The sequence below is a fragment of the Psychrobacter sp. 16-MNA-CIBAN-0192 genome, assembly GCF_040309565.1.
Lineage (GTDB): Bacteria > Pseudomonadota > Gammaproteobacteria > Pseudomonadales > Moraxellaceae > Psychrobacter.
In genome coordinates this window covers 49,242-69,993 of sequence record NZ_JBEOOX010000005.1, presented here as the reverse complement: position 1 = coordinate 69,993, position 20,752 = coordinate 49,242, and the positions used below count along the sequence as shown (strand labels likewise).

Genomic DNA, 20,752 nt, shown 5'->3' with positions numbered 1-20,752 from the left:
TTAATACAGTGTGGCAGTGTAGGAAAACGCAACGGTTTGTAAGCAATACTCTCGTAATTGAGCAGATTACATACAGTGTAACGCTTGTGTAATTTATATGGAAAACAACTATTTATGCGATAATATTGTGTTTATAGATGGGCTATTGACCGCATTATATGCGTCATTTATTTCGAGCATAATTGTATATTTCGCGCTTGATATCTATATTTATAGCGCAGTTAACTGCTCATAAACTGCCTTATACCAGCAATACTTGTAGCGCCATAATTAGTAGCTTGCTGATACATGGAAGGTGATAATCCGCCCAAGGCTATAACTGGCATATCCGCCAATTGCGCCAATATTGACCAAGCTTTCCAACCCAGTGGCTGCTCGTTAGGATGAGTTTGAGTGGCTAATACGGGCGATAAAAAAATTCCAATAACGGGTGATTGCTGCTTTGTTAAGCGGCTGGCTGCAAGTTGGTTGGCGGCTTGAATACTGTCGGCATCGTGACAACTGATAAGGAGCGGTCGATCAATAACATAATCTCGTAGCACGTTATTCATCAGTTCGGTTTGGGTAAGATGGTAGGCTTTACATTGAGCATTGGTTGCGAATGAAGCGTTGTTATTATGCGGTACGATACTTTGAATGTCTGGACGCAACGTTAATAGTTGCTCCATAAGTTGGCTTTCTATCAGCGGACTTTCATCACTAACGTCTGTGGACTCATTTAATTTAATGCGCAGGTAAACCCACGCCTGTTGTGGTAAATGTTGCTGATGATACGTTAGCCATGCCGCTGTTGCGTTTGGTTTTGCTGTAAAATGCGCTAATGGATAAGTAATGACAATCTGAGTCGGCAGCTGCAACCAAGTCAGGATTGTTTTATTGGCAGCCGGCAGTGGGTATACTCCCGACAGTAACTCATTTTTATCCGCCCAAATCAGCGCTTGTCCTTCTAACCCACAGCTTTTATGCTGATTCTCGGTAAATTGGGTATCTGTCAGAGCAACTTTATAGACCTGTAGGCATACTTGCTTATCGCCATAATCATGGTGCAAACGTCCAAGTTTGAACACTGCATTAGCACTGATATCAATGCCAACTTCCTCGCCCACTTCTCGTATCAGCGCTTTGGTCGCCGTTTCATTCGCTTCTATTTTGCCGCCAATAAACTCGTACTTATTGCCTTGATGCTGCGCGTGATGACGAAAGCCAAGCAAATATTTATCTTGATAATAAATAACAGCAATCGCAACGTTAACAATTTTAGTGGATGCAGGTTTAAGGTTACTGAGCATATGAATGTCCCATATTTGGATTTGGAAAACAACGGCGAGGATTTAGGATTAGTAATGGAATGCTAAATTACACAAGTTTACATAAAACCAGTCTTTTAATTTATTAATGACTTGCAAAAAATATGAATGTAAATGATAATTATTATCGTTAATAAGACCTTACATTCTATCTTTTTGTTATTTATTATTTGGCTGTCTATACTGCCTATATTAAGGAATTGATTATGAGCATGGTTATCTCTCGTTATTTAAATCACCGTGACAACCGTTTACCGACATTACAATCTCAGCATTTATTTGCATTGACGAAAGAGGTGCGTATTGAGCATGAAGGGGAAGAATATCGCCTACGCTTAACCCGTAATAATCGTTTAATTTTAACCAAATAGCGCTTAATGCATTAGTTATTGACGATACGTCTCTTACATAATAAAAACGCATAATAAAAAACGCCTTCGATAAGGCGTTTTTTATTTGCAAAATCTCTAATGACACAAACAGATTCAAATCATTGCTTCACTAAAACTGCCAACTATATACCACGTCCACTGCATTTTCCGCTGCTGATGTGGCTTCAATATAGATGCGTCGCGTGAGCTGATAGCGAATGGACAGGCTGTTTTGCGCATTAAAGACACCAACACCATAACGAATGTATAAGTCTGGCGTTACATAGCCTGTGACATTGACATTAGTATCCTCACTAGTACCTGACGCATCAACGGTTAGACTTTGCAGTCCAAGTGCCTGCCCAATTTGATTGGTCAAACTGCGCGTCCCACTTAAGCCAAAGCTCAAACCTGCTGCTGCTAGATTATTAGTGACTTCTGACTTAAATCCTTGCTCACTGATTTGGGTAGCACCAGTATTATTAATACGTCCAGTAACCAAGGCATTCATCGCTTGTTGCTGCGTAAGTCCTGCATTGTTAAAGACTACGATATTAGGACTTTCGGCATTGCCTTTAACGCGCAGACCAACAGTTTTACCGCTGATGTTTTTAACTGCCTCAATACTAAGATTGGGCTTCATCACATCGCCATTAAAACGTACTTGTCCATAATTGAGCTCTAAGCTTTGCCCAAAGATATTAACATTGGTACGGCGTGATACTTGAATGACGCCTTTGGCACGCATGACACCTTGACCACGTTGGTTGATATTTAGTGCACCTGCCAGCGGAATGACGGCACCAAAACCGCGGAAATTAACATCATCGCCCAAATCAACTCCGATATCAGCATTGATAGACCACGGCTTTGATATCGCCAGTACTTCTTCAATATTACCGATTAAACTACGATCGAGCACCACGGCATCTTCCGTCTGGGTGATAATATCTTCGCTGGCTTCAGGCGGACGAATAGTGGCAGAAGGCACGCTAATCGCGCCTTCAATATTGACATAACGATCACCCGGACGCACGATGATATCAATATCTGGATTCACTTCTGCCAATAATAATGGCGGCTGGGTCAATACCAGACGCTCACCGTTAATGCTTAGCTTGGCTTGCAGTTTTTCTTGCCAATTAATGGTACCTGCTAACGTACCTGTGCCAGCACCACTATTGAACTTGCCATCAATGATGGCTTCCGTACCGCCAATCTTAGCTTCAGCATTCACATTCGATAGATTCACCGGCAAATCTAACAAGGCAATGCGACCATCGACCAGCTTCACATTACCATAAACTTGCGGTTGAGTGAGCGTACCGCCAAGTCCGCCCTGCATGGTAATATTGCCTTCTAGCACGCGCATACCGGGGAAGAAAGGTTTAAAAATAGCCAGATTTAGCTCATTAAGTACCAGCGCTCCGGAGATAGGTTTTGGATTTTTATAAGGGTCGACCAGCACTTCGGCATAACCGCGTGCACCGCCGCCAGTATTGATATCGGTACGCAACTTCAAGCCATTTTCTACTGACAACGCAATCAGTGACACCCGCTTATATGGCAAGGTAACAGGGACGCTGTCCCCATCTTGAATCAAGCTGATTTTGCCATTATCAGAGTACAAAGTGGTGTTAATTGTTGGCGGCTTGCCACGTTGCCAGCCAAGTATGGCTCTACCGTCAATCTTACCTTGCCAATCAATATCGTCCGGCAAAAAGGTTGCAAATAACGAACTATCCAGTTTTTGCACGGCAAGATTAACCTGACCTGATGTTGCTGAAGCAATGAGATTTTCTCGCAAACATAGCTTGCCTGTTTGGTCTTCTGCTTGCCAGCAATGCGCTGCCAATTGTACTTTTAAGTCGCCTGCCGCGCCTTTTTGTGTTTGCGGTAAATTCACAATCAATTGCGCTGGTTGTAACTGGTTTAAGGTGGCATATTTAGACTGTACGCGCCCATTACCAATGACCCCCGACCAATCGAGACGTTGACGATTAAAGCCACCTTGTAGCCGCGCCGCCACTTCCAGCTTTTCATTTGCCATTTCTATATCAACAGTATGCGCCTGCTCTGTGCCTGTAAAATAGGCGGAGATATCTTTAAAAGATTGTCCTGCCACCAGCAAGCCTTGAGCATCTACGAGCAATTGGCTTGGACTATTGGCAAGATTGACCAGTTTACCGCGAATACGTCCTTGGCTTAAAATAAATCCAGGTAGCGAGATACGCTCACCTATTAAATCAATATAGATGGTCGGTAGCGCCTGTCCGGCAGGCTGCGATAACGTAGCACCGCCTGTGACTTTACCTCTTAGCTTCTCTGATAACTGATCAAGGTTGGTAATATTAATTTTTGCTTGTAGCTGGCGCGCATCACCGTTTGCTGTGACATAATTATCACCCCAACGAATGACCAAATTATCTGCAACCAAACTGTCAATTAAGGCGTTAACTTGTTGATACTGGGCTTGAGCTTCTTGAGCTTGCAAGCGTTTAAAATAACTGGCTAAATCTTCTGGCAAACGCAGTTTAGCAGCTAAACTACCTTGGGCACTGATTGCCTGACCTTTCAAAATACCGCTTAGATTCATTTGGTTTATATGAATGATTTGCTGTGCCTTTGTCCAAATGCCGTCAGTATTTACCGAACCTGTAATCACGCTTGGGGTATCTTTGAGGAAATAGCCAAGGTTAAATTTATCCAATTTAGCTTGGATATTCCAAGCAATGCCTTGGGTCAAATCAACGTTGCCGCTGGCATCAATGCTACCTGCTGCACCCACATGACGAAAGCGCTCTATACGAATACGCTTATCATCACCATTTGCCGCAATGCTTAGTTTACCCTCAGGCAGCTGCTCCGCTTTTAAAACGCCATCAAAATCTACTGCAAATTGCTGCAATTTACCCGCAGCTTTTGGATTGTTTTTGGGCGCAGGTTGCCACTGTCCACTGGTGGTCAAATCCCCACTAACAATGGCGGCATAAGCTGGCAGAAAGTAACCTACATTGAAGTTATCAAAACGTCCGGCTAACGTCCAGCCGATATTGTTGCGTAAATCCAGCGCGCCTTTGGCTTGTACAGCGCCTGCTTCCCCGTTGTAATTTAGCTTACGGAAACTGACCATCTCAGGCGTACCCGCCGCATCAATTGATAACCGACCTTTGGGCACGTCTTTGGTATCAATATTGCCATCAAAACGCGCATCAAACATCGACAGCTTACCGCCGATAATATCAACACTGGCATCCCCACTGCCAGTAATGCCAATAGCACGACTGTCTTGACTGGCATCCAGCTTTGCTTGAATATCTGTATTCGTAAAGCTGATAATATGGCGCTGACCTTTGACTTTATTTTTACTGATATTCAGCAAGCGACCGCGTGCACTGAGGCGACCCGTTAGACGTTCAAGTGGTAAATCACTGCGATATTTTTTGGGTAGTAAACCGTTAGTCTTTGCATCAATCTGCCAGGTTAACGGACGTTGCTTGGTTGCCAGCTGAATCTGTCCACTACCGGATAAATCGCCAACAATACCATTATAATTGAGACGATTGATGTCAATTACTGTGCCTGCTTTACGCAGCTTGACATCATAATTGCCTTTGGGCGCGACATTCAGCTCATTTACCAACGCTTTGGCATCAACCGATAGCTGCGAGCCACTAAGAATAACGCTGGCTTGACCGCGTGGACTATCAACATTGCCAATATTTGGTAGGTTTTTACGGATGATATTTTGCCAAGTGGCATCAATATACCACGGGGCTTTTTGTTTCGATTTTACTGGAGTCTTACCGCGGATAATCTTAGCATTGACATGCTCGCCATCACGCTGGCGCAAATCGGCATTCAACTGTAGATTGCCTGCGCTATTTTTTTGTTGATAATGAACGGACAAATCACCATTGAGCTTTTGCGGCGCATACACCTTATAGTCGGCATAGTCTTTGGGGATAACCTTTCTAATATCAAAATTAGTCCCTGTCGCCAATACTTTGGCATCAAAACTGTCTTTCCAGTCCAAGATACCTTGCGCAAATAAGCGCCCAGCGGGCACATTGGCATTCAGTCTATCAATCCGCAGCTGACTGTCGGCAATCACGCCGCGCGCACGGTAATGCCCTGAAGGAATGTCTTTAGCAGTAATATCGGTATTAATACGCAGGCGAATTTCTGAGAGCACCCCATCCGCGGTTAATAGCCCACTTTTTAGACGAATGTTTTGCGCATCAGCATAAGGAATGAGAATATCATCCCATTGTAAGCTGGCTTGGAATGGTGCATTGGCATCCAAGCCTTGTATTACCACATCGCCGCGCACATCGCCTTCATTATAACGGCTGCGCACCTTACCTACTGTGCGCTTTAAGCTACCGGTTGCCGTAATATCAAGCGGGGCGACATAAATTTTCTCTAAAGCACTAACTTCAGCAATGGCGGTCAAATCGAGCGGATAATCGCCTTGCAAATCAATATTGCCCTGTAATGCACTGACTTTGACGATATCACCATATAACAAATTACCGCGTCCAACTGTGACCAGACTATCAACCCAAGTCACATCGCGCGCAGTAATGTTATGAATGATAATAGGCTCTTTCGGATCTTGTTTATAGACAATAGATTGAATGGTCGCGTGGTCAAGGCGCAAGTTTACCGGTAGCTTAAGGGTTTTATAATCAAATGGTTCGCCAGTAGGCGGTTTTTTATTGATAATCTCAATACGCTGAATATTCGCGTCACGCAAGTGTACTTCTTTGGCAAAAATTGCCCGCCAGCCAATTTTGACATACGCCTTATCCACCAGTACTTCTAAATCTTCGTTTACCTTAATATCAATATCAGTGACCAATAAGCCATCGCGCAGATTGCCTGCGCCATACTGAATCTCAATACCGGACTCATCGCTGATTTTATCTAAAATAAACTTTGTACCCGCGTCCGTGCCTGCCATATAAAAGAATATTGCAAACATAATAGCCAAGACTATGAGCATTAGTATGAGTAATTTAATCACAAAAGACAGCGGATACCAGCGGCGTACCGCGCGCGCATCTCGTTGGGCAGGATCTTCAACCAATGGCGGTTCAGGCGGCGGGGTCGTATGATTCAATATGACTCTCAACTGGGTTTAAAAAGTGTATGAATAAATTAAAAATAACGGTATGTATTATCGGCTGTTAAATTAGCCTCATCAACAATATCAACAATTGGTGCTAACGTTTTTGTAATACTAGTAATTATAGGGCTACTACTTATATAGTAGCGCCGTCATTGCGACGCTATTATTCATAATATACACTTTATAACGGTGAACCTATAAAGAGATGCAGTCTAACTGGAATCTCGTCTTCTGTCACGCCAGCTGCCACATCAACACGAACCACACCGACCGGTGACGCCCAGCGAACGCCGACACCCACGCCCACTTTGGTATCCGTTTTAAAATCTTTATCATAAGCATTACCCACGTCGCTAAATACTGCCGCGCGCAGACCAGGCTTCACTTCATAGTTATATTCGGCACTACCAACGGCTAGTATTTGCCCACCTGACAAATAGCCTTTATCTATTGGTGACAAGCTGTTGTAATCATAGCCACGTATGCTTTGATCGCCCCCAGCAAAAAAGCGCAGCTTGTACGGCACATTATAAAAATCATCTGCCCAAATATATCCAGTATTGACGCTACCCAAAACTTGATGCTTTTTATCTTCGCCAAAGGTATAAATACCGCTGACGCCAGCACGAATGATGGCTAAATTGGTATCACTAAATGCTTTATCTGCCCCCGCCTCTATCCCATAATATTGACGATAGCCGCGCGTTGGATTGGTGGCACTATCAGCCGTTGTTTTACTAACCCCGTAGCCGAATAGCAACGCTTGCTGCTTGGGTTTAGATGAGGCAAAACGCACAGGTAAATCTTCAAAAGCGGCTGCATCTACGCCGGTCTCTAACTGATCCAAGCGATAACGCATAAAGTAGCTACTATCCCAACCATTTTCACGGTGGATATTACGGGCTAATGCTGCTTTTAAAGTTTTGGTGGATAAGTCAAAGTTACCCTCACCTTGGTCAATCGTTTCCTCTTCATAAGTTAAACGTGCTTCTAATTTATCATTGAGCGGATGCTTCCACGGTCGGCTGGCATATACGGTGCCGTTTTTATTAATCCGTGAGAGCGCAACCTCAGCACCTGCCTGATAGCCTTTACGGTTGATTAAATTGTAGTCAATCTTGCCGGTTGCGCGCACGCCTGTGTCGGTACCATAACCAATACCCAGTTGCGCATCACGCGGCTTGTCCGCTGATACAAAGACATAAAGTGGCACTTTCTTCGTTTGCTGTACTTGTTCAGGGCTAATACGACCTTCAAGGGTTGGCGGTACAAAATTCTCGTCCGCGATTAATAGCTCATCATCTGGGAATAATTTTTTGGCTACGCTACTTACAGAGTCACTAATTTTGCCTAAAATACTGTCTGCGTCTGCCGATTTTTCATCCAACACGCGATCACTGGGCAAACGGCTTAAGCGATCGGCTTTCTTCTTAATCGCTGCCAGCTTTTCAGAGGTTTCTTCATCCACTTCAAACTCAATGGGCGCAATATCTGCAGCATTTACCGTATCTGCACCTGTTGTACTGTTAGCACCTTCATCATTTTCAGCATTGCTCACCGCTCTGCTATCTTTGACCTGAGGAGCACCTTCTAAATCATTATCTGTTGCACTGGAAATCGCAGCGTCATCGCCATTGCTGGTAGTAGAGGCATTATCAGCCCCATCATTATCATCACGGCTACGCGACGCCGCCTCTATAGGTGCATTATCGAAAGCTAATGTTGTGGTGGCGCTGAGCCCATCAGGTGGCAAAATGGTTTCGACGTTAACGGTATTAAAGTAACGGGTTGCCGATAAATCATTCGTAAATTTGGTAATGTCAGGGCGATAGAAAGGGTCACCTGCATTAAAATCATAAAGCTGGCGTAATAAAGACGGTTCGACCGGTAACTTATCAGGGTCTGTGGTAAGTGTTTTTGATGCCTTATCATAAGTAAAAAATACTACATCATCAAACTGATAACGCTCACCGGTGTTATAGACCAGTGATATGTCTGCAATATTATCCGGTAAAATGATTTCGACCGATTTATTAAGCCAATATTGATCAAAGTAACCATAAGTCCTGCTTAACGATTCGAGCGCCGCCTTACTGTCTTTATAGATACCATGATTAAAGACTTCGCCTTTTTTATCTGGTTGACAGGTATCAGCTGTATTAATTTTTTCTAATTTTTCTCTAAGGGCAATGAACTCTGCCTGTTCACTACCCTTGCCGCGAATATCAATCACTCTGCTATCAACACAAACAGGCTCACCAAGCTTTTCGATAATCACGTCAATTGAATCGCTGTTTGGCTGGCGTAAGCGCAGGGTAATATCATAATAACCGACCGCTTTTGCCGCATCCATTGCTATTTGACGCAGGCGTGGTAAGGCGGCAGTAAAATCTTGTACCGACTGTACCGTGGTGTCATCAAGCGCGGCTTGAATGTTATTAATCGGCTGGACACTACTGTCAGCTTTTATCAGTATCGGCGCAGCATTAGGGACACTTTGTTGTAAGTAAACGGTGGTTTCAACGTGTGGCAATGCCTTGTAGCCGCCATTAAATAAACGATTGTACGCGCGTTTAATAAAGCTGCCCTTACTACGAGCGCGTGGTTTGGGTTTTGACGCCTCAACCATGCTACCAACGACGACTTGGGTTCCTGTTGCTGGCTGATAACTTGGCAGATAATCCTCTGGATTTAACGCCTTATCTGGGACAGTCGGTTGCTCACGAGTAGGCTTGCGATTTTGTTCTGCTAATGCCTGCAATGCGTCAGGCTGCTGCAAGATATCGCGACTGCTATCAACTGGTCTGCTGGACACCGCATCGCTGACACTAACAGGACGCGCCATTATCTCTGCTGTGTCACTCTTGTTCGAAGCTAATGTTTCCAAATTAGTGGGTGCTGGTAGATTGGCTGCATCGAGCGTCACATCGAAGCCAATAGGGGGCGCGCTGCCATTTATTGTGGCAGTCGGGGCATTAAAGGCATTATTATTGTTACTGCCATTATCACCTTGTCCATTTCTACGTTGCCGAGTAGCGTTATTGACTGCTGCAAGCTCTTGCTCAATTTGTGCAGGCGTCAGCATCTGATAACCTTGCTGCTGTACATTAAGGGCTTGCTGATGCAAATTATCGGTAAATGACTTTAAAGTACTTTGCGAAGGATTTTCTGCTGGGTTGGTAGATGCTCTTTTAGCATTTTTCTCTTGCTTGCCCTTCTCTTTACTACCGCTCCCAAAATTTTGCGCACTATACTCCTCTAATACCGAAGGCTCAATAATGCCTTGATCCACCGCTTGTTTTAAACGTAATGCATCAAGAGCGGTATCGAGCTGAGACCTATCTGCGCTAGCGCCGCCGGTTTTAGTACCCTTTACTAAGCTGGCTTGGCGGCTATTAACGAGCGGATCAGCTTCAGATGCCATGGCTGGTGCTGCACCCAACCCAACCATGCCACTGGCAATAGCAGTACATAACGCCGTATGAGCGAAATGGCGGCGTGGATAGGCAGAATAACCCTGTTGCCACCGTCTGTCACACTTCTTTGGTGGATAAGCGCAGTGTGATACGGCTGATTGTAGGTACGATGGCGGTGAAGGCGGACAACTCATGAGCACTTTTTCCTATCATTGCATACGGCATCATAAGTTACCGATGAATCGTGTTATGGCATGGGGTGAAAATAAATGCATAAAATCTACAAATCATAACTGAGATAAGTGCTAAATCATAGGTCTAACGCATGTATTTCTGGCACAGCCTTGCTATTATACGGTCTAATCTCTGTAAAGCGTATGTTAAGTAATGCTACGTTTATGCTCCCATTTGTTATAACAACGCGTCATGTCGACATGAGGGCGTAAAAATACCGTTAGACACGCTTATCAGAATGCTCAAATAACTTATCAATTGCCTAACTTATGATTCGTTTATCGTTATGGCTGATTTGAAATCATAACCCGTTAACCTATTTTTTTATTACTTTTTTAATATTAGTAAGTGAAGTTAATCAATATTGTCCGCTTGCAGGAGCCCTCATGGCAAACCAGTTTCAACTATTCAAGCGTCGCCGTTTTAGCGCCATGTTTTTAACCCAGTTTTTGGGTGCTTTTAATGACAATATTTTTAAGCAAGCGCTGATATTGGTGCTCACTTATACTGCCGCCAGCCAGCTTGGGGTGGCAGTAAGTATCTTAAATAACTTAGCGGCAATGTTATTTATCTTGCCGTATTTTTTATTTTCAGCGTTGGCGGGGCAACTGGCAGATAAGTATGAGAAGTCCCAATTGACTCGTTTTACTAAGCTGCTTGAACTGTCTATTATGGTGATTGCTGCCGTTGGTTTTGTTTTTGAATGGTATGCCTTGTTATTTGTTGCCTTATTTTTGATGGGGACGCAATCGACGTTTTTTGGTCCTATTAAATATGCGTATTTGCCTCAAGCAATGAAAAAAGATGAATTGGTCGGTGCCAATGGTTTGTTCCAAATGGGCACTTCGCTAGCTATTTTACTTGGTATGATTATCGCAGGGGTGCTGACACAGCTGCATCAACCCTTGTACTGGATTAGCGGAGTGGTATTAATAGTCGCCGTATTAGGCTACCTTGCGTCACGCGCTATTCCTGACATGCCAGCGATGCAGCCAAGCCTAAAGATAAATTGGAATATTTTTACCACCAGTATGTCAGCGGTACGTTATTTATATTCGATGCCTTTTTTATTCTTTGTGATTTTGGGTAATAGCTGGTTTTGGTTTTATGGCGCGACCTTTTTAACGCAAACCCCTGAATTTAGTAAAGTGATTTTGCATGGTGATGAGTCTGTGGTGATTTTTCTACTGACCCTGTTTTCAGTAGGTGTCTCCATCGGTTCACTATTATGTAAAACATTGACCAAAAATCAGGTAAGCCTCAAGCTGTTGCCCTTTGGCATAGCAGGCTTAAGTATCTTTGCCATTGACTTATATTTCTCGTTATCGGGACTGAGCATTGATATAAATCAGAATTCACTATTAGGCATTGGGCAGCTTTTTAATATACCGGGTACGGTGCGCGTATTCGCCGATTTATTCTTGTTAGGCTTTAGCGGCGGCTTATATATCGTGCCTTTATATGCGTCAATGCAGGCTTATGCGCCCAAAAGTCATCGCGCTCGTATTGTCGGCGCGAACAATATTTTTAACGCCATATTTATGGTCAGCTCTGCTATCTTTGCAATTGTCATATTAAACAGCTTAAAGATGTCATTACCGCAATTATTCTTAGTCACTGGATTGCTAAATATTGTCTTTGGCGTATTTTTATACTTGAAGCTAAAAAGTCACATCGGTCAGGCAACTATTGAGACGCAAGATGAATAAGGTGGGGCTAAAAGACTTAGTTTAAAGTTACAAGGTTTTATATGACATTCAGTTACAGACGTGTCAGTTAAATGGTAGGTATGCTAACAATTCTTGTGCCGATATTTCAGATTGTTTGTTATAGTAGAGCAAAATTAGTCGGCTAAAATTAGGATTATTACTGCCTTTCTTACCGAAGACTATTTGCAATGGCGTGACTTTTGAGTAATTTTAAGCTTTATAAATCCCATTGCTGTTGCTTTATAAACCCCATTGTTGTTGTTCTTATTTCCATTATTGCTGTCATTTTTACTGTCATATATTATTTTAGTTAGGAGCTAACTATGGCGCTGCGTTCCTTGTCTACGGCGGATTATTGGTTACTGGGCGTCGATAGAGCGCTGCGGGCGATTATTCCGCATTCAAATCCAAGTACTCGTCCCTTACCTGTCAGTACGGATATTATCCCTAAATTGAGTATTACAGAGGCGCGCCATGTGGCTGGACTGATGCGTATCAATCATACTGGTGAGGTATGCGCGCAGGGCTTGTATCATGGGCAAGCGTTTAGCGCTAAAGACGACGCTGTCAAGCAAGCCATGCAACATTCTGCCGAAGAAGAGGTCGATCATTTGGTATGGTGTGAGGTTCGATTGCGTGAGCTTAGTAGCCATCCCAGTCTTTTTACACCATTGTGGTATGCAATGTCTTTTGGGCTAGGAGCGGTCGCAGGCGCAATTTCTAATGAGTTTAGCTTAGGTTTTGTCGCAGAAACGGAAGCGCAAGTCAGCGAACATTTACAAGACCATATTGGACAGCTGCCGAAGCAGGATACACGCTCACGTGAGATACTGGCGCAAATGGATATTGAAGAATTACATCATCGGGAATTAGCACTGCAAAATGGTGGCTCGATTCTATCTGCGCCCGTACGTCTCGTCATGCGTTGGATGGCAAATGTGATGAAAGCTACCGCTTACCATTTATAATATTTTACTTATAGCAGACATTCAAGATAGGATACGCTGCTTGTTAATGATGCTTATTTAATGATGCTTATTTAATGATGTCATTTAACAATTACTTGCCAATATTATTACGCATTTGTTAAGGTCACTATCTATAAAGTCATCAAGATTGTACAATTTTTATAACGATAGACAATAGTATTTGTTTATTAGAATCAGCATACGTAATCAGTCCCATTCCATTATTTACATTAAGTTAATCAAATCAATAAAGGTAATTATTTTTATGAAGACCATTAGCCAGCCTACTTCCTTTAAAAAATCGCATAAGATTGCGACAGTTACTGCCCTAGCAGCTGCTTGTTCTATGATGTTTGCTGTGCCAGCAGTCGCGGCTGAAAGTACATCAGCACCAGCCGCTACAACGGTAACCAGTACAGCGCCTAGCGCCATTGATTCTAGCAAGCGTGTGGTTCGCCGTGCTGGTTCTGTTTCCAGCACTACTGCTACCGCAGTTGGAACACCTGAGACCGTAAATACCGCTATTGAGAGCAACGCTGTAGTTGACGCTGCTACTGATGACATTGCGTATGCGCCAAAGGTAACGGTTCTTAAACCATTGCCTATCGTTTTTGCGCAAAAGCCAACCACAGGTTCAGCAGTGCAGCCAGCACCGGTTATTATTGCAAACAACGCGAATACGGGCACTAAAGCAGGCAATGATATTAGAAACAGTCAATTGGGTAATATTCCAATGCCACAAGCCAGCATTGCCAATGTTAGCTTTGTGCCAACCATTATCGTTGCGCAAAAACGTAACTCTGATATCGAAAAACTAGATGTTAGCTTGCTTGACGACTTTATTAAAGACACCTCTCCACATGCCCGTCATTATCCACCAAATTTCCCTAACCGTACTCAGCGCCATACCGCTCGTGAAAAAATCAAAGTATTGACTGATTGGATTGAGCCTTATGCTAGCGCATCAGATGCGTCATATGACGTGCTGTTACGTGCCGCTAAGTTAAATGGTATGGGACGCAACTTAGACTTAGGTTCTGATTACACGGTGCGAGGTGGCAAATATATTGACCGCGCTATCAAAATCAACCCTAACAGTGCTGAGGCGAATTTCCTTTACGGTATGATGCTATCAGAAGGCGGCGGATTTAAAGAAGGGCAAAAATATCTTGACCGTGCCGTTGCGCTCGGTTATACAGAGGCAGAGCAAAGTTTGGCACAGTCAGACTTATTGAGTGATCGTCGCAGCCAAGCATTAGATCGTTTGCGTCGTCTTGAAAAACAAAATCCAGACAATGCTATTATTCCGCAGCAGATTAAGCTTGTTGAAGATGGCAAATATTATATTTGGGATTTATCAACCAATACTAGTGCTAAACCTGCAACATAAAGTGCTGAATCAAAGGCATAAATAATATTTGCTAATGATATAAAAATGCTGTTAAGCGTCATTGTTTTGTGAGGTAAGATATACTCATAAAATGATGGCGTTTTTTTATGTTTTAATATTTTTCCAGCTGCCTATTTTAAATTTATATATTTTCATATCTAAGCTCTCCTATTCCCTTTTAACTACCCTTCACTGAGACTCTTATGGCGTCTGTCCGCTGTGTCACGGCTAGCATTGCAGCTACCCCTATTAAGCCAAATGTCAATGTCATTGCAACATTCATAGCTGTGGCAATGGCGCTAATGATGACTGCGTGTAGTACGGTCTCTGTAAATAAGCAAGCCTCCTCCAAAACCATTGCGGCGCAGCGTGGCAATATTGTGACGGGGAACACGCTAAGTAGTGATACGGCATCGACCCTATTATCAGCAGGTTTGAATGAGCAAGCTTGTCTGCAGCAATTTGATTTATGCTTAGATCAGCTGACTGATAGTATGCTCAATAAGCATTACCGCTCGGCGCTCGCCATCTTTGCTGAGTTGCATTACGCCAAAGCCAAACAATTAGCAATTACGCCCGACTGCCGGGATGCACTAGCACGCCCACCTATCGACCCTTATTATGCCAATGCCAGTTTAACCAAAACAGAATCAGAGTCTCAGCGCCAAAATACCGAAGTCTGTATTAATACCTACCAAGCGCGGCTATTTGATGCGATTAAATCCAGTTATACCTATTTATTTTATGACCAATTAGATCATGATTTTGATGGCGCTGAGGCAAAAGAAGCCAGACGTCAGAAGCCAAATCGTATTCCTGATGACCTTGATATTCAAACCCAAGATATTTATAACGCTGCCAGTAATGATGTCATCACTCAGTTATATGAATCCAAAGACAATAATAATAAAATGCTGGGCAAGACCGCGGATATTAAAGTGACCTATATGCCACCCGTCCAGACGCTGGAAGATAATGCACAGGCAACGCTTGCTAATGCGACCGCGCTGCGTGGTAAGCCGACCGATCAAATTAAGGTCATGACCATGCAAATGGACAATCATCAGCTTAATATCCATCTGCCTAATGAAAATAACTATCTGCAGAACGCACAAAAACAAGCTTCGGCATTAGCCGATTTGGTTTCAACTTATGAGCTGCGTTTATCAGGGCTGAACTCTATCAGTAAACGCCCCGGTCTTGGGGTCAGTTTGGTCGCCTCACTTGATGATCGTTATACCACTACTATACGGCAATTATTGGTGTCGTCACTGTCAGGCAAGTTATCCAAAGCTGCCAGCAATGGCAGTATGGATGATAGCGAGACCAGCGCCCGCATTTATCCAACCGGACATTTATTAATGACTGGTTTGATTATCCCTGACGGTGAAAGCGTACTTGATGTGCTTGGCAGTCGGCAGCTCGACATTCATTTATACAACCCTTATCGTAGTGAAAGTGTGAATATTTTAGGTGATGATTATCAATTGGCTGCGAACTTTTCGGCGGGATACGGACTATGGCTGGCAGAAAATCAGCTTGATGGGGTCGGTTATTTAAGTTTATTAACGCGTCGACAAGAAGCCAGTTTACCGAAACTCTTTATGCTTGAACCTTATGACCCCAATAAGAGAGTATTGGTGATGATACATGGTCTCGCCTCTAGCCCAGCAACGTGGGTTAATTTGACCAACGATATTTTTAATGATGATAAGCTGCGCGATAACTATCAAGTATGGCAAATATTTTATCCCACCAACTTGCCAATTTTAGAAAATCGTTATCAAATTCAAAAGTTACTCACTGCCACTTATCAGCAAACCGACCCGAGTGGACAAAATCGCGCCAGCAAAAACAGTGTGATTATCAGTCATAGCATGGGCGCTATCATTACCCGCATGATGCTCTCTGATGATAATTTAGCCAATAAATTAAGCACACTTGAGGATCAGGATTTACTAACCAATGCCAATAAGCGTGAAATTGCTAAGAGCCTTACCCAAGCCTTTGGTGGTGACGAGCTGAGTATGCGCTTTAAGCTACAAACTTTGCCCCAAGTGGATACTGCCGTCTTTTTATCCGCTCCATTTCAAGGAACAGATTACGCTGACCGCTGGTTTACTCGTGCTCTGCGCCGTATTATTTATCTGCCGTTAAGTGTGGTTAAAACGGTTACTGATAATTTGGCAACCATTGCCACTCAAGGGGAATTAGCAAATAATCCCTTAGGCGCGTTATATCTGCAAAATGGTGCCAGTCAATTAAGCAACAAATCTTCGTTTATTCAGCTTACCAAAGACATCGCTATCAATAAGCGCATTACTTTTCACTCTATTATTGCCAATAACGACTCAGATATCACCAAAGGTTTGGCACAAATGCAGCCAAATGGCGCAAAAATTGATTTGTCCAAAGCATTAACCGCAGATAGTGAAGAGAATAGAGACGAAATTAAAGACGAGCCACTCGTTGCGGCTGTTACAGTAAATGAAGATATCAGCCAAGCGCTCACTGAACGCCTGTCAGATGGCATCGTGCCTTATACCAGCGCTCATCTGGACGGCGCTGCAACAGAGACGGTTATTAGTGGCGGTCATAGTATCCAAGCCAACCCGCAAACCATTCTTACCTTACGACGCATTTTGCACCGTCAACTTAAACAATAAATCTTGTTTGAATCTCACTTCTTAATCATATAAGCCCATTAATCGCATACCTCTAAAACGGGAATGACAAGCGATTAATGGGCTTATTTTACCTACTGAAAAATTACGAACACTCGTAAATTCATACATCTCAGGACAAATTAGATTTAGCCTAGCAATACAATATGACTTGGACACCATTTAATGACTACACAATGAGACATTCATTCGTAAAGATAACGTTATAAGCAAGTTGAGACTGTGATTAAAAATCAAATAAAGCTTTATATGGTTTTATGCTGTCAATTTTTATATTAAATAATGCATGATTCAGTGGAGCACTACAATCTATTGGTAAATTAAATTAAACAATAATTGCTAATAAAAATTAGCTTTTCAATTTATGGCTGTAGATTTTCGTCAAATTATAGTGACCATTAGGTACAAAATGTTTATAAGAGGTTTGTTGCGCACGTGCTAGGTGTGGCGCATAATATATGAACTTTAAATGATATGTATTTGCGATTTAATTAATAAATGTTTAATAGTTTATATGGATATAAATTATTCAATTTAGCTAAAGAGTCCCTTATATGAGAATCCTTAGCCAATGTACATTTACCGCTCAATAATAGTTGGCTATTATCCGTTATATTGTTGAACTTATTTTCAGCGCATTGTCTGAAATACAATAATATGATGGACAATTATCTGAGCGTCTCATGGAATATAGCGCCAGTTGGCTAACAGATAAGGGTAACCGCTTATGTTCGCTACGTTTATGATTGACCAACTTGATGCGCTGATGCTTGCGCGTATCCAGTTCGCTTTTGTTATTTCATGGCACATTGTGTTTCCGGCTTTTTCTATCGGACTTGCCAGCTTTTTAACCGTTTTAGAATTTCGCTGGCTTAAAACCGGTGAACCTATTTATGCTGAAGTCTATAAACACTGGGTAAAAATATTTGCCGTCGTGTTTGGTATGGGCGTGGTATCGGGCGTGGTGATGTCCTACCAATTCGGCACAAACTGGGCAGTATTCTCCGATAAAGCGGGGAACGTATTAGGTCCACTACTCGCCTATGAAGTGTTAACCGCCTTTTTCTTAGAAGCATCGTTCTTAGGGATTATGCTCTTTGGTTGGGGTCGCGTCAGTAAACGTATGCATCTTGCTGCAACAGCGATTGTTGCAATCGGTACGCTGATATCAGGTTTTTGGATTTTAGCTGCCAACAGCTTTATGCAAACACCACAAGGCTTTATGGTGGGCGCTGACGGTCTACTTTACCCTACTAATTGGTTAGAAATTATCTTTAACCCATCATTTCCTTACCGCTATGCCCATATGATGACCGCAGCTTTCTTGACGACGGCCTTTGTTATCGGCGGCATCGGTGCGTATTATCTACAATCTAAAAAACATGTTGAGCACCGCAAACATGGTCGTGTCATGCTCGGTATGGCGATGGTGATGGCGATTTTTGTGGCGCCAGCACAAGTATTAATCGGCGATATGCATGGGCTTAATACGCTAGAGCATCAGCCTGTTAAAGTCGCAGCGATGGAAGGGCTGTGGGAAAATGAGCGCGGGGCTGCACTGGTATTATTTGGTATTCCAGACCAAAAAGCAGAGAAAAACCACTATGAAGTTAAAATACCTTATGTATCCGGTTTAATTTTAACCCACTCATTTGATAAAGAAGTAAAAGGGCTCAAAAACTGGGCACCAGAAGACCGACCATTTGTTCCCGTTGTCTTTTGGGCGTTTCGTATTATGGTTGCCATTGGTATGCTTATGGTGTTGGTTGGACTGTTTAGTCTGTATAAGTACTTTAAAAAACAGCAATTTAACTCTGATAGTATCTGGTTCCACCGCTTATGGATGTTGATGACGCCGATGGGTTTTATCGCCCTACTAGCTGGTTGGTTCGTGACCGAAACTGGGCGTCAGCCGTGGACAGTGTATGGCGTGATTCGAACGGCTGAAAGCATGTCTCCGGTTGCGGCACAACAAGTGGCAACGACACTGATTGGCTTTATCGTGCTATATGTCTTTGTATTTGGTGCAGGCAGTTTTTATATCCTAAGCTTGATTGCAAAAGGTCCACAGCCGTATGAGAATCCTGCTGACGATAACTTCTATGAGCATTCTATTACTGAAGGTCAAGGTCGTACGTTAAGTGGCGATAGTAATGCCAGTGAGAATATGGAATCAAACCCAACTGAAGACAGTTCAGCTAAAGATAATTCAGTAAAAGATTTGGATAAACCTGCCGATGACGTCGAAGATGGAGGGTTACGCTAATGTTTAACTTTGGTGACGTATTAGATTTACCCCTCATTTGGGGCGGTTTAATTGCCCTAGCTGTCTTCGTTTATGTGTTACTTGATGGCTTTGATTTGGGCTGCGGTATTTTATTCCCATTTGCCGGCTCCGATAAAAACCGTAGCCGTATGATGAACTCTATTGCGCCTTTTTGGGATGGTAATGAGACTTGGTTGGTATTGGGCGGTGGCGGCTTATTTGCCGCCTTCCCAGTCGCCTATGGCATCATTATGACAGGGCTTTATTTGCCAGTGACCTTTATGCTATTCGGTTTGATTATGCGCGGCGTGGCATTTGAGTTCCGTTTTAAAGCAACCTCACATCGCTATGTATGGGATACTTTTTTCTTTATTGGCTCTGTGGTTGCTACCTTCTTCCAAGGCATTATGCTTGGAGCTTTGGTACAAGGGCTGGAGGCGAGCAATCGCTTATATAGCGGTGGTCCTTTTGACTGGCTCACGCCATTCTCTGTAGTTTGCGGTATCGCCCTCATTATCGGTTATGCGCTACTAGGCTCCACATGGTTAATTATCAAAACTGAGCATAAGCTGCAAGTTTGGGCGCGTAAAGTGTCGGGTTGGATGTTGTCAGCGCTAGTAGTCGCGATGATTGTCGTCACTGCCTTTATGTATTTCTCAGGGATTGAAGCGCTTAAAGGCTGGTTTAGTTTCCCAGGTTTATTATATCTTGCGCCAATGCCAATTATTGTCGTGGCATTATTTTTCCTTATGCGTAAAGACTTAAGTGGTGAGCGTGAATATCGTCCATTCTTATTGACCGTCGCGCTGTTTTTGATGGGTTATATTGGTGTGTGTTTTGCATTATTCCCTTATATCGTGCCGTATCAAATGACGATTTATGAGGCAGCAGCTGCGGATACTTCACTGTCGTTTATGCTGATTGGTGCTGGTATTATGCTACCGATTATTTTGAGCTATACCGCGTTTGCCTACTATACGTTCAAAGGTAAAACCGATCACGAGCACATGTATTAATAGTTATTAAGCAGCATTTTATATCCTAAGTTTTCTAAAGGATATTTTTCGGGAGAATATCATGAAAAATCTTAGTCAAAAGCAGTCGCAATGGGCATGGTTTATCGGCTTATATCTTGCAGGTTTTTTAACGATTTTTACCATTGCGCAGCTAATTAAATTGGCAATGGGTGTGTAACTATCTAACCCGTTCGCTATTAATAAAAAACCGCAGCGCTAATTAATTAGGGCTGCGGTTTTTTATCGGCTTTTATTTT

11 protein-coding genes are annotated in these 20,752 nt (G+C 43.0%); 8 read left to right on the top strand and 3 right to left on the bottom strand.

Going from position 1 to position 20,752, the window contains the following annotated elements; all coding sequences use genetic code 11:
* Positions 1–221: 221 nt before the first annotated feature.
* Entirely contained in the window at positions 222–1,289 is a 1,068-nt protein-coding gene (locus AAEY78_RS05935; protein WP_352338135.1) for an NUDIX domain-containing protein, read from the bottom strand.
* A 230-nt stretch (positions 1,290–1,519) separates the two neighbouring features.
* Here AAEY78_RS05935 and hemP point away from each other — a divergent pair, with 230 nt between their 5' ends.
* A complete protein-coding gene (gene hemP / locus AAEY78_RS05930) occupies positions 1,520–1,678 on the top strand; it encodes a hemin uptake protein HemP (protein ID WP_502943698.1) in 159 nt (52 codons plus the stop codon).
* A 130-nt stretch (positions 1,679–1,808) separates the two neighbouring features.
* On the opposite strand, the gene AAEY78_RS05925 is transcribed toward hemP, so the two are convergent.
* On the bottom strand, positions 1,809–6,806 hold the full coding sequence (locus AAEY78_RS05925) for a translocation/assembly module TamB domain-containing protein (RefSeq protein ID WP_502943697.1): 4,998 nt from the start codon (positions 6,804–6,806) through the stop codon (positions 1,809–1,811).
* Positions 6,807–6,993: 187 nt separating this feature from the next.
* The gene (locus tag AAEY78_RS05920; RefSeq protein ID WP_352338129.1) at positions 6,994–10,422 is read right to left on the bottom strand and encodes an autotransporter assembly complex protein TamA; all 3,429 of its coding nucleotides are present in this window, start codon (positions 10,420–10,422) and stop codon (positions 6,994–6,996) included.
* Between the two features lie 426 nt (positions 10,423–10,848).
* Between AAEY78_RS05920 and AAEY78_RS05915 the strand changes: the two genes are divergently transcribed.
* The 7 genes from AAEY78_RS05915 (at position 10,849) to AAEY78_RS05885 (ending at position 20,673) form a co-directional block, all read left to right on the top strand.
* Positions 10,849–12,171, top strand: a complete 1,323-nt coding sequence (locus AAEY78_RS05915; RefSeq protein ID WP_352338128.1) for an MFS transporter — start codon at positions 10,849–10,851, stop codon at positions 12,169–12,171.
* Positions 12,172–12,500: 329 nt separating this feature from the next.
* Positions 12,501–13,139 carry a 2-polyprenyl-3-methyl-6-methoxy-1,4-benzoquinone monooxygenase gene (coq7, locus tag AAEY78_RS05910; protein WP_502943696.1) on the top strand — a complete coding sequence of 213 codons (639 nt, stop codon included), beginning with the start codon at positions 12,501–12,503 and terminating at the stop codon, positions 13,137–13,139.
* Positions 13,140–13,404: 265 nt separating this feature from the next.
* Complete coding sequence (locus AAEY78_RS05905) at positions 13,405–14,529, top strand: tetratricopeptide repeat protein (protein ID WP_352338124.1); 1,125 nt, start codon at positions 13,405–13,407, stop codon at positions 14,527–14,529.
* Positions 14,530–14,732: 203 nt separating this feature from the next.
* Entirely contained in the window at positions 14,733–17,195 is a 2,463-nt protein-coding gene (locus AAEY78_RS05900) for an esterase/lipase family protein (RefSeq protein WP_352338122.1), read from the top strand.
* 760 nt (positions 17,196–17,955) lie between these two features.
* Positions 17,956–19,479, top strand: a complete 1,524-nt coding sequence (locus AAEY78_RS05895) for a cytochrome ubiquinol oxidase subunit I (RefSeq protein ID WP_352338399.1) — start codon at positions 17,956–17,958, stop codon at positions 19,477–19,479.
* Complete coding sequence (gene cydB, locus AAEY78_RS05890) at positions 19,479–20,495, top strand: cytochrome d ubiquinol oxidase subunit II (protein ID WP_352338121.1); 1,017 nt, start codon at positions 19,479–19,481, stop codon at positions 20,493–20,495. The genes AAEY78_RS05895 and cydB overlap by 1 nt, the downstream gene beginning before the upstream one ends.
* Before the next feature lie 61 nt (positions 20,496–20,556).
* Positions 20,557–20,673, top strand: coding sequence for a DUF2474 domain-containing protein (locus tag AAEY78_RS05885; RefSeq protein WP_352338119.1), 117 nt, complete (start codon positions 20,557–20,559; stop codon positions 20,671–20,673).
* Positions 20,674–20,752: the final 79 nt, after the last annotated feature.

Coding starts and splice junctions, on each gene's coding strand:
- AAEY78_RS05935 (WP_352338135.1), bottom strand. CDS start 1,289: ATGCTCAGTAACCTTAAACCTGCATCCACTAAAATTGTTAACGTTGCG.
- hemP (WP_502943698.1), top strand. CDS start 1,520: ATGGTTATCTCTCGTTATTTAAATCACCGTGACAACCGTTTACCGACA.
- AAEY78_RS05920 (WP_352338129.1), bottom strand. CDS start 10,422: ATGAGTTGTCCGCCTTCACCGCCATCGTACCTACAATCAGCCGTATCA.
- AAEY78_RS05915 (WP_352338128.1), top strand. CDS start 10,849: ATGGCAAACCAGTTTCAACTATTCAAGCGTCGCCGTTTTAGCGCCATG.
- AAEY78_RS05905 (WP_352338124.1), top strand. CDS start 13,405: ATGAAGACCATTAGCCAGCCTACTTCCTTTAAAAAATCGCATAAGATT.
- AAEY78_RS05900 (WP_352338122.1), top strand. CDS start 14,733: ATGGCGTCTGTCCGCTGTGTCACGGCTAGCATTGCAGCTACCCCTATT.
- AAEY78_RS05895 (WP_352338399.1), top strand. CDS start 17,956: ATGATTGACCAACTTGATGCGCTGATGCTTGCGCGTATCCAGTTCGCT.
- cydB (WP_352338121.1), top strand. CDS start 19,479: ATGTTTAACTTTGGTGACGTATTAGATTTACCCCTCATTTGGGGCGGT.
- AAEY78_RS05885 (WP_352338119.1), top strand. CDS start 20,557: ATGAAAAATCTTAGTCAAAAGCAGTCGCAATGGGCATGGTTTATCGGC.